Below are 13,920 nucleotides of genomic sequence, written 5' to 3' on the forward strand. Positions count from 1 at the left end.
GCCATCAACGCTGTGATGGCTGTTTAAAAATACCGAGGTCATCCCAGATAGCGTCGATACGCGCAGTGACTGCCGGATCTTTAACAATCGGCGTGCCCCACTCTCGTTGTGTCTCGCCCGGCCATTTATTCGTCGCATCCAGGCCCATTTTAGAACCCAGTCCTGACACCGGTGACGCAAAATCAAGATAATCGATTGGCGTGTTTTCTACCAATACGGTATCGCGCGCCGGGTCCATACGCGTAGTAATTGCCCAGATGACGTCGTTCCAGTCACGGGCATTAACATCGTCGTCACACACAATAACAAATTTGGTGTACATGAACTGTCTAAGAAACGACCAAACGCCAAACATTACGCGCTTGGCATGACCGGCATACTGTTTTTTAATCGTGACGACCGCCAGCCGGTAGGAGCATCCTTCGGGTGGTAAATAAAAGTCGACGATTTCCGGGAACTGCTTAATCAGAATCGGCACCAGCACTTCATTTAACGCCACGCCAAGGACAGCTGGCTCATCTGGCGGACGTCCGGTGTAGGTCGAGTGATAAATAGGCTGATGCCGCTGAGTAATATGCGTTACGGTAAAAACCGGGAAGCTATCGACTTCATTATAGTAGCCCGTATGGTCGCCATAGGGGCCTTCCGGGGCCATATCGCCGGGTTCAATGTAGCCTTCCAGCACGATTTCCGCGCTGGCAGGCACTTCCAGATCGTTGGAAATACATTTGACCACTTCGGTTTTATTCCCCCGCAGCAGACCCGCAAAGGCATATTCTGACAGCGTGTCCGGTACCGGGGTCACCGCGCCAAGAATTGTCGCCGGATCGGCACCCAGCGCAACAGATACCGGGAAACGCTCGCCAGGATGGGCTTTCGTCCACTCCAGATAATCAAGTGCCCCGCCGCGATGAGAAAGCCAGCGCATGATAAGACGGTTTTTACCAATCACCTGCTGGCGATAAATGCCCAGGTTTTGTCGCTCTTTATGCGGACCGCGGGTTACCGTGAGCCCCCAGGTAATTAAGGGTGCTGCATCGCCTGGCCAGCATTTCATGACCGGAATCCGCGTTAGATCGACCTCATCGCCGCTGAAGACCTCTTCCTGACAGGGTGCATTGCGCAACCTTTTGGTGGGCATATTCAGCACCTGCTTAAACTGCGGCATTTTGCTGAACAGGTCACGGAAGCCTTTTGGCGGCTCGGGTTCTTTGAGAAAGGCCAGCAGTTCGCCCACTTCTCGCAGTGCGCTGACCTCTTCCTGCCCCATACCCATCGCCACGCGCTTTGGCGTGCCAAACAGGTTGCACAGAACGGGCATGTCGTAACCCTTAGGGTTCTCAAACAATAATGCCGGGCCGCCTGCACGTAAGGTGCGGTCAGCAATTTCCGTCATTTCCAGTTCGGGGTCGATCTCGTGCGATATACGCTTCAGTTCACCACGCTGTTCAAGCAGCGCAATAAAGTCTCTTAAATCCTGATATTTCATGCGGCTTCAACTTTCCGGCCAGAGTGAATGGGCCATTATAGGGCTGATTGTGGGGATGTGTTGAGCTTTATGCGCCCCATCTTTTACCTGGCCTGTAACTTACAACGGTCAGGCTGGGTACGGCGATCGTTATTGCCCCGTGGGTTGCGAATGACTCACGTTTACTCACTTTATGCGGTGGTACTGATCATTCAGAACAATCTTAGTTTATTTTCCAGGCAACGCCGCGTTACAGGCCCCAATGCGCTATAACTCTGGCTGGAGGTTTGCTATTCTTAGCGTCCATTCATTGGGAGCAGTTATGGAATCCTGGTATTTACTCTATTGCAAACGTGGGCAGCTATTGCGTGCGAAAGAGCATCTTGAGCGGCAAGAGGTAAAATGCCTGAGTCCAATGATCGCGATGGAGAAGATCGTGCGCGGTAAGCGGACGACCGTGAGTGAGCCGCTGTTTCCAAACTATTTGTTTATCGAATTTGATCCGGAAGCCATTCATACCACGACCATAAGCAGTACGCGTGGCGTCAGCCATTTTGTGCGCTTTGGTACAACACCGGCAACCGTGCCCGCCCTGGTGATTGATGCCTTGCAAACCGACGTCCCCCAGACGTTGCTCGATCCCGAAACGCCGCAAAACGGTGATGAAGTGATCATCACCGAAGGCACGTTCGAGGGCTTGCGTGCGATATTCTCTGAACCGGATGGCGAAGCACGCTCAATTCTGTTGCTGAATCTGCTCAACAAGCAGGTCGTACGCAGCGTGGATAACCGGCAGTTCCGTAAAGCCTAGATCAGCCCGAACAGTTTACGCGCATTGTGATCCACCTGACGTGCCAGCATCTCGACATTCTCCCCGCGCCAGTTTGCGACCTGCTGCAGGATATGCGGCAAGAAGCAGGGTTCATTTCGTCTCGACGTGGGACGGGGACGCATATCACGCGGCAGAAGGTAAGGTGCATCCGTTTCCAGTAATAACCGATCTGCCGGAATCAGTGGCAGCATCTCACGCAACGCGATACCTCGACGCTCATCGCATACCCAGCCCGTAATCCCTACCGACAGCCCCATGTCCAGGCAAGCGGTCAGCTCCTCGCGCGTGCCGGTAAAGCAGTGAATCACTGCAGCAGGCAATTTGGGCAGCCAGGGTTCAAGAACTGCCGCAAAGCGCTCGTGGGCTTCCCGGCAGTGAAGAAACACCGGCATATTAAGCTCTGCCGCCAGTGCCAGCTGAGCGTCAAACGCATACTCCTGCTGCTGGTGAGCGGACAGGTTACGATTAAAATCCAGACCGCATTCACCTATTGCCACTACGTCTTTTTTCTCTGCCAGGCGGCGCAGCGTGTTAGCAACGTCCGCTGACCATTCGCTGGCATGATGGGGATGCACGCCAGCGGTTGACCAACAATAATCCTGATGGGCCTCAGCCAGATTCTGCGCCTGCTGACTTTCAAGTGCGTTGGTGCCGGTAATCAACATGCCGGTGACGCCCGCTTCGCGCGCGCGTGAGATCACCTTTTCCCGATCGGAGGCGAACTGCGTGCTGGTCAGGTTTACACCGATATCAAACATATTTTTTCCACTCTTTATCAATAACACCCTAAACAAAAACCGCCTGGCGGCGGTTTTTGACTTTCCTCTCCCGCCTTGCGGGTTATGTCCAATCAGACATCAGGAATCGGCGTTATGTTCCTCATCCTCTGCCTGGCGGCCTTTTCCCACATAGTAACGTGAGAAGAATACGCCGACTTCAAACAGGCAGTACATCGGAATAGCGAGCAAAGTTTGGGAAAAAACGTCTGGTGGTGTGAGCAGCATCCCAACAACGAACGCGCCAACCAGAATATAGGGGCGTTTCTTTTTCAAATCATCGGGGTTGGTAATGCCCGTCCAGCAGAGCAGCACAATCGCGACCGGCACTTCAAATGCCACGCCAAAGGCCATGAACAGCGTCATCACGAAATCAAGATAGTTGGTAATGTCCGTTGCAATAGTGACGCCCTGGGGCGCGGTCTTGGCGAAAAAACCAAAGGCCAGCGGAAAGACGATGAAGTAAGCAAAAGCGACGCCCACGTAAAACAGCAACGTACTGGAGAACAGCAACGGCATGACCAACTTGCGTTCGTGGCGATAGAGGGCTGGCGCGACAAAGGCCCAGACCTGGTAGAGGATAACCGGAACGGCAAGGAATACCGATACGATCATGGTCAGCTTGATCGGGGTAAAAAACGGTGACGCGACATCCGTGGCGATCATGCTGGCGCCCGCGGGCATCTGATTAATGAGCGGCGACGCCACCGCATGGTAGATATCATTGGCAAAGTAAATCAGCGCCAGAAAGATGACTAACACGGCAACAATACAGTTCAGCAGACGCTTACGCAGCTCAATCAAATGGCTGATCAGGGGTTGGGTATCTTCAACGGCCATTATCGCTCATCACTTGCAGAAGGAGTAGAAACTGAACCTGCCGACGGCACAGCGCTAACGGGCTTAGCCGCGGTTTGCGCATCGGCATGAGCGGGCGACTGTGCCGGTGCACTGGCATGCCCTGAGGCAGGTCGCGGCTGAACCGGGGAGGGCTCAACGCGGCTGTCGGCCGGTTGAGAAGCCGCAGGTTCAGACGTCGCCAGCGGAGCCTGCACAGGTGCCTGCGCCTGATGTTCGCTGGCGGCAGGTGTAACGGGGTGCAGCGTTTCGGTGGTCGATGCAGGGTGAGGAGAATGGATGGTATTGGCTTCGTCTTCGTCTCTTTCAATATCAATGCTCTGCTTGACCGAGCGTTTCATTGAATCAGCCGTTTTCCGCAGCTCTTCCATGGATTCCTTCAGCTCGGGGGACAGCGTGCCCCGGCCGGCTTCTTCCACCTTTTTCAGGCTGTCTTGCAGCTCCTGAAGCTTGAGTTCTTGCGCCAGCTCACTCTGGACATTGGCGGCCAGCGAGCGGATCGCTCTGATCCAGCCCATGACCGTTTTTACCGCAAGGGGCAGACGTTGCGGGCCAAGAACGATCAGCCCGATCACGAACACCAATACCAATTCACCAAAACCAATATCGAACACGGCTTACACCTGCTTGTCGTTCTTGACGTCATCTTTCTGAGCCGACGTTGGCTGTTTATCCGCCAGCGTTTTGGCATGGAAATCAGCATCCTGCTCTTTCGGTTGATCCTTTTTATCGTCTTCGTCGCTCATGGCTTTCTTAAACCCACGGATAGAAGAACCCAAATCCGAACCCAGATTACGTAATTTGTTGGTACCGAACAGAAGAACCACAATCACGGCAATAATTAACAACTGCCAAATACTAATACCGCCCATGAGATAGCCTCGATTTTATTGTTAAAAACTGCGGGGTCATGCACCACGAAACCCGTGTTTATTCGGGTCCGAATCAGCGACATTACCGCGTTTCTGGCGCAGGTGACAATCAGTTTGTCTTACGCCAGCCGATTAACCAACTGACAAAGCCCGCCGCCATTAATGCCGCTGGAAACAGGTCCCACTCAGGCCTGCTGAGGAGCACCGCCGTTCCGCTAATCAACAGCGTCGCGCCTACGCCAAACAGATAACGCGCCTGCTGCTGACGTGAACGTTGGACACTTAAATCGTTCGCGAGTTTATCCACGCTGAGGCGTAATTGCTTATGCTGCCGCATACTGTCGTAAAACAATTCTGGCAGTTCTGGCAGTTTTTCTGCCCAGTAAGGGGCTTTTTCCTTTACCGCACGGATAATCGCCGGAATCCCGATTTGATCCTTAATCCAGTCCTCAAGGAAGGGTTTTGCCGTTTTCCAAAGGTCCAGTTGTGGATAGAGCTGGCGACCGATGCCTTCAACGTAAAGCAAGGTTTTTTGCAACAGCACCAGCTGCGGCTGGACTTCCATATTGAAGCGACGCGCCGTGTTAAACAGGTTCAGCAGCACATGCCCAAACGAGATTTCTGCCAGCGGTTTCTCAAAAATGGGCTCGCATACGGTACGGATAGCGAACTCGAAGTCTTCAACGTTGGTGTCGGCAGGCACCCAGCCCGAATCGACATGCAGTTCCGCCACTTTGCGGTAATCACGATTGAAGAAGGCAATAAAGTTCTCGGCCAGATAGCGCTTATCTTCTTTATTCAGCGAACCGACGATACCGCAGTCAATGCCAATATACTGAGGATCTTCAGGATGATCGTAACTGACAAAGATATTGCCCGGATGCATGTCGGCATGAAAGAAGCTGTCGCGGAAAACCTGGGTAAAAAATACCTGCACACCGCGTTCTGCTAACAGCTTCATGTTGACGCCGTGCTGCTCCAGCGTCACCACATCAGAAATGGGAATGCCGTAAATGCGCTCCATTACCATCATGGATTCACTGCAATAGTCCGAATAGACCTCAGGCACATACAGCATGCGGCTGTTTTCAAAGTTGCGGCGAAGCTGAATGGCATTGGCGGCTTCACGCAACAGGTTTAATTCATCAAGCAGGGTCTTCTCATAATCCCGTACCACTTCAACCGGGCGCAGACGGCGGCCATCCGGCAGCAATCGTGGCACCCAGCGGGCAATGCGGTAGATGAGTTTCATGTCCGCTTTGATGACCGGCAGGATATCCGGGCGGATTACCTTGATAACGACGTTCTTGCCATTGGATTTCAGGGTTGCGGTATGTACCTGAGCGATAGAGGCCGAGGCCAGTGGAATGATATTGAAGTCATCAAACCAGGATTCAATCGGTGCGCCCATTGAGGCTTCGATCTGCGCTTTCGCTTTAACGCCATCAAACGGGGCAACGCGGTCCTGCAGGACAGCCAGCTCATCGGCAATCACCGGGGGAAACAGGTCACGGCGCGTCGACAGCATCTGACCAAACTTGATCCACACCGGGCCCAACTGCTCCATCGCCATACGCAAACGCACGCCAAGGAGTTCTTGCTTGTGCTGGTTGGGGATCCAGAAAATGCAGCGTCGCCATAGCCTGAGCGGAAGAGTCAGGCGCATCTGCGGAATCAGTTCATCAAGGCCGTAAGTCAAAAACACCTTAATAATAAAATATAACCGGCGGATCTCTCCAAAACTCATTTCGCCTCCAGCTGTGCCAGACGCGCATCAAGCGCCTCAAGCGAACGTTCCATCGCGCTAACCTCCTCAGAGAACCAGGCAAATTCCAGGGCGCCCGGCGCAACCCGCCACTCTTCGGTTAATGCCTGACCAAGATAGTCCTGACGCCGTTGCGTTTCTGCTTTGAAAAAACGCCATGCACGCTGCGCGCCCTGGCTCATCCCCTGAGCGGCGATATCACCGATCCAGGGAGCAAGGTATTCAGCGGGATCCAGCTCGGCCAAATCCATCAGCGCAGAAAACTGCTGAACCACCTGCAAGTCACCTTCAACCTGCAGCTCACCGCTACGAATCAAGGTCGTCAGCTGCTGGCGATCGCGTAACTTTGGCAGAGACTTAAGCTGGGTAATGACCGTGCAGTCACTGCTGTCCTGCCAGTCACTGAGCACGTCAAGCTGCTGTTCACTGAACACCAGCACCAGCGGCCAGGATAGCTCACTTAAACGCAGCATCAGTACCTTGCCGACCAGGCGCTGACGTGCGCTTTTCAGGCTACGATCGCGATACAGTATGCGGTTTAACGCCGTTTCAATACCGGCGGTCATTACAGGTGTTAAGGTCATCGCCATAATGGTTAAAATTTAAACCCACGATGCAGCGCCACAATCCCACCCGTCATGTTGGAATAGGTCGTGTTTTCGAATCCCACGTCATTCATCATCGCTTTCAGGGTTTCCTGATCGGGATGCATGCGAATTGACTCAGCAAGGTAGCGATAGCTTTCTGCGTCCTGGGCGACCAGTTGCCCAATACGGGGCAAAATATGGAACGAGTAAGCATCGTAAGCTTTGCTAAGGGGTTCGATAACAGGTTTAGAAAACTCCAGCACCAGTAAACGTCCACCTGGCTTCAGCACGCGGAACATTGAGGCCAGTGCCTTCTCTTTTTCAGTCACGTTACGCAGACCGAACGAAATAGTGATGCAGTCAAAATAGTTATCAGGAAACGGCAATGCTTCGGCGTTGGCCTGCACATAGCTGACGTTGCCTACCACGCCCAGATTACGCAGTTTTTCCCGGCCCATTTTCAGCATTGAGCTGTTAATGTCAGCCAGCACAACCTGACCGGTTTCACCCACCAGGCGCGAAAATTTCGCGGTAAGATCGCCGGTTCCACCCGCCAGATCCAGCACGCGCTGACCACGGCGCACGCCGCTGCTGTCAATGGTAAAACGCTTCCAGACTCGATGGACGCCAAACGACATTAAATCGTTCATCAGGTCATATTTTGCCGCTACGGAGTGAAACACGTCCGCGACTTTATCGGCTTTCTCGCTTTTGGCGACCGTCTGAAAGCCAAAATGGGTAGTTTCCTGCTGTGATTCATCTGCCATCGGTTTTACCTGCTCCACAAACAATACTCACTGAAGTGTATCAGAGTCATAGAGGTCAGGCACGCTGGTGACCTGCTTATTCGCGGAGGTGCCGAACCCGCTCATGACTTTCGTCTGCGTTGTCCTTGTCATTTTGCTCACTGTCGTGCTCATTCTCAGGCATGGCTTGTTCAACCAGGTGCGGGTTAATGGCGCGTTTGACTTCTACACCCAGATCGCGAAAACCTTCAGCCTGGGCGATAAGGTTGCCGCGCCCCTCTGCCAGTTTCTTCATCGCCTCGCGATAGCTGTTCTGCGCCTTGTCAAGGCTGTGACCAATCCCGCTCATATCGTCTACAAACAGCCGCATTTTGTCATACAGTCTGGAGGCCCGCTCTGCAATGCGCTGTGCATTACGACTCTGGTGCTCATAGCGCCAGAGATTATTAATCGTCCGCAGCGCCACCAGCAGCGTAGTTGGGCTGACCAGCATGATGTTCTGCTGCAGGGCTTCACTGATGAGTTCGGGCTGACGATCGATAGCCAACAGGAAGGCCGGCTCAACAGGAATAAACATCAACACATAATCCAGCGAGCGTAAACCGGGCAATTGTTGATAATCTTTGCGGCCCAGCAGGCGAATGTGCCCGCGCATGGCGCTGACATGTTCCTGAATAGCCTGCTCGCGTTCCACATCGTCATCGGCATTAAAATAACGCTCGTAGGCCACCAGCGTCATTTTAGCGTCGATAACCACATCTTTTCCCTGTGGCAGGCGAACAATCACATCCGGCTGCATCCGGCTTTGCTGTTCATTCTGCATGCTGACCTGAATGTCGTACTCATAGCCTTCACGCAGCCCAGAAGCTTCCAGCACCCGGCTCAGTACCACTTCGCCCCAGTTGCCCTGAATTTTATTGTCGCCTTTGAGCGCCTTCGTGAGGTTAAGCGCCTCCTGAGCCATCTGGGCATTTAACTGCTGCAGCTGACGAATCTCGTGAGTGAGCGTGTGGCGCTCACGGGCTTCGGCACCGAAGCTTTCATTCACCTGGCGGCGAAACCCGTCAAGCTGCTCCCGGAGCGGCCCTATCAGGCTGTTAAGACTTTGACGATTCTGCTCATCAACCCGACGTCCACTGTTTTCAAAAATACGGTTGGCCAGATTTTCAAACTGCGCGCTGAGTCGCTGCTCGCTGTTTGTCAGCAGTCGCTGTTTTTCTTCTGCTGCAAAGCGGGTTTCTTCCAGACGAATCGTGACCTCGCGCAGCTCTGCTTCCTGCGCGCTGTTCACTTCGAGCTGATTACGAAGTTCACGGGTGAGTTGTTCGCTCTCGTTGCGCCAGTAGTCGAGCTGTTGCAGGCGCTCATTGGCCCCGCTTAACGCGCCATGAAGCTGCCTCAGCTCCTGTTCACGCTGCTGCACCTGTTGCTGGAGCTGGTCGATATGCAGCTGCTGACGCTGTTGCCCCTCGTTTAGCAGGCGACGTTCTGTAGAAAAGCTGGCCAGCTGATGGCCGACCCGCATTTGCGCCAGTATCCAGCCCACACCAAGGCCAGCAAGCGCCAGGCAGATGTAGATAATGATGTGCTGATCCATATTTTCCCCGCTGGTCAGGCTAATGAAGGAAAAGGTAAATTCGCACTGTATGAATGTCCAGATATATTTGCTGGCGTTGGAAGAGGCGACGCAAAGGCTTGTGAGTGGCAGGACAGACAGGCCCGATCATGGGCCTGTCTGTTAAAACAGGGGAATTACAGTAAACGGCGCGCGGCTTCCACCACGATTTTCACCGCGTCGCTTTCCGTCTGCTTCATCGTGACGGCATCCGGAATCTCTTTTTGAGTGCGGTTGACGATCACGCCCGCTACCATCCCGGCTCTCAGCCCCTGGCTGGCACACATGGTTAACAGGGTCGCCGACTCCATCTCGTAGTTCAACACGCCCATCTGCTGCCACTCCTGCATAGAGCCCTGGAAGCTTTTTACGACACGGCCTGAAAAGGTATCGTATCGTTCCTGACCCGGGTAAAAGGTGTCAGAAGAGGCCGTAATACCGATATGGGTTTTAGCGCCACAGGCTTCCGCCGCCGCGACTAATGCCGTCGTACAGGTAAAGTCCGCCACTGCCGGAAACGCCATGGGGGCGAAATGCAGGCTGGCACCGTCCAGGCGCACTGATGCTGTGGTGACCAAAACATCGCCGACGTTGATATGGGGCTGAATCGCCCCAGTGGTTCCCACGCGCAGGAACGTACGCACGCCAAGCTGTGCCAGTTCCTCAACGGCAATCGATGTAGAAGGTCCGCCAATACCTGTCGAACACACAACAACCGGTTTGCCATCCAGCTTCGCCAGCCAGGTGGTGAACTCGCGATGGGAAGCAAGATGCTGTGCATCTTCCATCAGTCCGGCAATCTTTTTCACGCGCTCTGGATCGCCAGGAACAATGGCCAGCGTTGCCCCCTGCAGGTCAGCTTTAGTCAGGCCAAGATGGAATACGTCAGACTGTGTCATATCAGACTCCGGGTTAAGGAAAATTTTTACGCCACTTTACGTCACCGGGCGAGGTAAATATGTGACTAAATTCACTTAAGAAAATGAAAGTTACATTCCCAAAGAAAAATAAGGTGATTTAGATCACACATCCATCTCTCGCCTTGCGTATTGCTACATATGGTGATGTGGAAGCTATCGCGGGAATGTTAAAGAGAAGTGTAATTTTATTGGTTAACAGCTCTGTTACTCAATGCCCGGTACCTGTCATGGGTGGCCAGGCTATAGTTACGTGATTGCGCCTATGCTTGCACGGAGAGAACGATGAAAACCGAAGATAATATGACACAAAAATCAGCTGCAGGCGCGTTTGCTCCGGCAGTTCAGCCCACAGCAGCGACCACCATTATTACCGACAGCGCCAACATCCATGCGGGGGAAACCTCCATTCCGAGCCAGGGTGAAAACCTGCCGGCGTTTTATGCGAAGCCGCAGTCAGCAGAAGGTCCGTTGCCGGTCGTGCTGGTGGTACAGGAAATTTTTGGCGTTCACGAACATATTCGCGACATTTGCCGTCGGCTGGCGCTGGAGGGCTATCTGGCCGTCGCGCCAGAACTGTACTTCCGTGAAGGCGATCCCAACGATTACAACGACATCCCTACCCTGTTCAAAGAGCTGGTCAGTAAAGTGCCCGACAGCCAGGTGCTGGCAGATCTCGATCACGCGGCGAACTGGGCTGCCCGTAACGGGGGAGATATTCGCCGCATGGGGATTACCGGTTTCTGCTGGGGCGGACGCATCAGCTGGCTTTATGCCGCGCACAACCCGCAACTGCGCGCCGCCGTAGCCTGGTATGGTCGCCTGGTGGGTGAAAAAACCATGAAGCAGCAAAAACATCCTATCGATATCGCCGTTGATCTAAACGCGCCCGTGCTGGGGTTGTATGGAGGTCAGGATGACGGCATTCCGCTGGAGAGCGTCGAGCAGATGCGCCAGGCACTGCACGCGGCCAATGCCAAAGCTGAGATCATTGTTTATCCCGAGGCCGGACATGCTTTTAACGCCGACTATCGTCCAAGCTATCACGCCGAATCGGCCACCGATGGCTGGGCGCGCATGTTAGCCTGGTTTGCGCAATACGGCGTTGCCCCCGCGAAGTGACTGAAAAAAGGGGCGCTCAGGCGCCCCAACATACTGACAACGTATTGACACAACACCAGGAAATCAGGCGGTTTCGCCCCGCAGGTTTCTTGCCGCTTTGACCATGTTAGCCAGCGCCTGTCGGGTTTCGCGCCAGCCGCGGGTTTTCAGGCCGCAGTCCGGATTCACCCACAGACGTTCCTCAGGGATACGCTGTGCGGCCTTGCGTAACAGATTTTCTATCCACTCGACGTCGGGTACATTGGGGGAGTGAATATCGTACACGCCGGGCCCGATTTCATTCGGATACTCAAATGCGTTGAATGCATCCAGCAAATCCATATCGGAACGTGAGGTTTCGATGGTAATCACATCCGCATCCAGTGCCGCAATGGATGCCATAATGTCGTTAAACTCGCAGTAACACATATGCGTGTGAATTTGCGTCTCGTCTTTCGCGACAGCGGCGGTTAACCGAAACGCCTCCACGGCCCAGCGCAGATAATCTGCCCAGTCGGATTGATGCAGCGGCAATCCTTCACGCAGTGCGGGCTCATCAATCTGAATAATGCCAATGCCGGCGTGTTCCAGATCCGCAACTTCATCCCGCAGCGCCAGTGCAATCTGTTTGGCGATTGTTTCACGTGATACATCCTCCCGCGGGAATGACCAACAGAGAATGGTGACCGGGCCGGTCAACATACCTTTTACCGGCTTGTCAGTCAGGGACTGCGCATAGGTTGCCCACGCCACGGTAATGGCTTCAGGACGGCTGACATCACCAATAATGACCGGCGGTTTAACACAACGTGAACCGTAGCTTTGTACCCAACCATTTTGTGTGAAGACGAAGCCGTCCAGGTTCTCGCCAAAGTATTCCACCATATCGTTGCGTTCCGCCTCGCCGTGAACCAGCACGTCCAGCCCCAAACGCTCCTGCTCAGCTATCGCCTGCTTAATGTGTTCCGCGATACCGGTACGGTAATGCGCGCGATCAATCGCGCCTTTTTTGAAGTCGAGTCGTAATCCACGAATTTCAGTGGTCTGCGGGAAGGAACCGATGGTGGTGGTTGGCCAGGCGGGCAGGTTGAAACGCTGACGTTGTGTGCTGGCACGCCCGGCATAAGGGCTGGCACGTTCAGTGTCTTTGGCCTGAACATTTGTCAGACGCAGTGCGACAGCCGCGTTGTGAACGCGGCGGGAGTGCGCACGTGCCTGAACCGGTGCGCTCCATTCCTCCAGCGATGCGGGATCGTTGCGGCGAAGCGCCGTACTCAGTAGCGACAGCTCATCACATTTTTGCAAGGCAAAGGCAAACCAGCTTTTCACCTCCTCGTCCAGACGGGTTTCCACACTCAGATCAATGGGGCTGTGCAGCAACGAGCATGACGTGCCAATCCACAGGTGTTCACGTGAGGCGATCAGCGGCTGCAGGCGCTCAAACCAACGGCTGAGATCGGCACGCCAGACGTTGCGGCCATTGATCACGCCGACAGATAACACCCAGTCTGCAGGCAGTTGTTGGTTCACCTGCTGGATATCATCTTGCCCCTGCACCAGATCCACATGCAGGCCCTGCACTGGCAACGTGCGGATAATATCCAGATTCTGGCCGATACTGTCGAAGTAGGTGGTCAGCAGCAGGTTGACCTGCCCGTTTAACGCAGCGTAAGCCGCTTTGAAGGCCTCGCGCCATTCCTGTGGGAGTTCCAGCGCCAGGACGGGTTCATCAATCTGTACCCACTCAACGCCGCGCGCGTTCAGTTCGGTCAGGACCCGCTGATAAACGGGCAGAATATCGTTCAGTAGTGACAGACGATTAAAGGGTTCTCCTTTTACCTTACCCAGCCAGAGGTAGGTTAACGGTCCTGACAACACAGGCTTAACGTTATGACCCAGCGCCAGCGCCTCGTCCACTTCATCCAGCAGTTGGGTCCAGGTTAAAGAAAACGACTGGCCTTGCGTGAATTCTGGCACGATGTAGTGATAGTTCGTGTTGAACCATTTTGTCATTTCTGCCGCCGCGGCTGGCTCACCCGTCGGTGCACGCCCCCGGCCCAGGCGGAACAGCGTATCCAGATCAATCGATCCGTCCTGATTTCGATGGCGAGCAGGCACGTTGCCCAGCATCAGGCTGGTCGTCAGAATATGATCGTACCAGGCAAAATCGCCCACCGGCACTTTATCGACGCCGGCCGCTTTTTGTTGTTGCCAGTGGCGCGCACGCAGTTCGCGACCCACCGCCTGTAATTCTTCCTGCGTGCTGTTGCCAGCCCAGTAGCTTTCAAGTGCTTTTTTCAGCTCGCGACGCAGACCAATACGTGGAAAACCGAGAGTATGATTTAAGATAGTCATTCACTATTCTCCAGAAAGTCTTCGGCTT

At 54.1% G+C, this 13,920-nt stretch carries 13 protein-coding genes; 2 read left to right on the plus strand and 11 right to left on the minus strand.

The genetic code is table 11. From position 1 onward, the window contains the following. Window positions 1-4: 4 nt before the first annotated feature. Complete coding sequence (gene ubiD, locus P9J57_RS19795; RefSeq protein ID WP_013024103.1) at window positions 5-1,489, minus strand: 4-hydroxy-3-polyprenylbenzoate decarboxylase; 1,485 nt, start codon at window positions 1,487-1,489, stop codon at window positions 5-7. Between the two features lie 301 nt (window positions 1,490-1,790). On the opposite strand from ubiD, the gene rfaH reads away from it, so the two are divergent. After that, the gene (gene rfaH, locus P9J57_RS19800) at window positions 1,791-2,279 is read left to right on the plus strand and encodes a transcription/translation regulatory transformer protein RfaH (RefSeq protein ID WP_014606974.1); all 489 of its coding nucleotides are present in this window, start codon (window positions 1,791-1,793) and stop codon (window positions 2,277-2,279) included. Here rfaH and tatD read toward each other — a convergent pair. From tatD to udp, 9 genes are all read right to left on the minus strand, one after another. Next, window positions 2,276-3,058, minus strand: coding sequence for a 3'-5' ssDNA/RNA exonuclease TatD (gene tatD / locus P9J57_RS19805; protein ID WP_042677932.1), 783 nt, complete (start codon window positions 3,056-3,058; stop codon window positions 2,276-2,278). The genes rfaH and tatD overlap by 4 nt on opposite strands. Window positions 3,059-3,157: 99 nt before the next feature. Further along, window positions 3,158-3,916, minus strand: coding sequence for a Sec-independent protein translocase subunit TatC (gene tatC, locus P9J57_RS19810; protein WP_013024100.1), 759 nt, complete (start codon window positions 3,914-3,916; stop codon window positions 3,158-3,160). After that, window positions 3,916-4,548: a Sec-independent protein translocase protein TatB gene (tatB, locus tag P9J57_RS19815; protein ID WP_029569343.1), complete on the minus strand. Its 633-nt coding sequence runs from the start codon at window positions 4,546-4,548 to the stop codon at window positions 3,916-3,918. The genes tatC and tatB overlap by 1 nt, the downstream gene beginning before the upstream one ends. Before the next feature lie 3 nt (window positions 4,549-4,551). Then, the gene (tatA, locus tag P9J57_RS19820; RefSeq protein ID WP_013024098.1) at window positions 4,552-4,806 is read right to left on the minus strand and encodes a Sec-independent protein translocase subunit TatA; all 255 of its coding nucleotides are present in this window, start codon (window positions 4,804-4,806) and stop codon (window positions 4,552-4,554) included. A gap of 109 nt (window positions 4,807-4,915) precedes the next feature. Then, the gene (gene ubiB / locus P9J57_RS19825) at window positions 4,916-6,553 is read right to left on the minus strand and encodes a ubiquinone biosynthesis regulatory protein kinase UbiB (protein WP_013024097.1); all 1,638 of its coding nucleotides are present in this window, start codon (window positions 6,551-6,553) and stop codon (window positions 4,916-4,918) included. Beyond that, on the minus strand, window positions 6,550-7,155 hold the full coding sequence (ubiJ, locus tag P9J57_RS19830) for a ubiquinone biosynthesis protein UbiJ (protein WP_026021046.1): 606 nt from the start codon (window positions 7,153-7,155) through the stop codon (window positions 6,550-6,552). Before ubiJ ends, ubiB begins: the two co-directional genes overlap by 4 nt. A gap of 11 nt (window positions 7,156-7,166) precedes the next feature. Next, the gene (gene ubiE / locus P9J57_RS19835) at window positions 7,167-7,925 is read right to left on the minus strand and encodes a bifunctional demethylmenaquinone methyltransferase/2-methoxy-6-polyprenyl-1,4-benzoquinol methylase UbiE (protein WP_014595026.1); all 759 of its coding nucleotides are present in this window, start codon (window positions 7,923-7,925) and stop codon (window positions 7,167-7,169) included. 76 nt (window positions 7,926-8,001) lie between these two features. Beyond that, on the minus strand, window positions 8,002-9,501 hold the full coding sequence (rmuC, locus tag P9J57_RS19840) for a DNA recombination protein RmuC (protein ID WP_014595025.1): 1,500 nt from the start codon (window positions 9,499-9,501) through the stop codon (window positions 8,002-8,004). A 155-nt stretch (window positions 9,502-9,656) separates the two neighbouring features. Then, window positions 9,657-10,418, minus strand: a complete 762-nt coding sequence (udp, locus tag P9J57_RS19845; protein ID WP_014606979.1) for a uridine phosphorylase — start codon at window positions 10,416-10,418, stop codon at window positions 9,657-9,659. A gap of 303 nt (window positions 10,419-10,721) precedes the next feature. Between udp and P9J57_RS19850 the strand changes: the two genes are divergently transcribed. After that, complete coding sequence (locus tag P9J57_RS19850; RefSeq protein WP_013024092.1) at window positions 10,722-11,558, plus strand: dienelactone hydrolase family protein; 837 nt, start codon at window positions 10,722-10,724, stop codon at window positions 11,556-11,558. A 63-nt stretch (window positions 11,559-11,621) separates the two neighbouring features. On the opposite strand, the gene metE is transcribed toward P9J57_RS19850, so the two are convergent. Next, window positions 11,622-13,892: a 5-methyltetrahydropteroyltriglutamate--homocysteine S-methyltransferase gene (gene metE / locus P9J57_RS19855; protein WP_013024091.1), complete on the minus strand. Its 2,271-nt coding sequence runs from the start codon at window positions 13,890-13,892 to the stop codon at window positions 11,622-11,624. Window positions 13,893-13,920: the final 28 nt, after the last annotated feature.

The organism is Pantoea sp. nfd-35 (assembly GCF_056892255.1).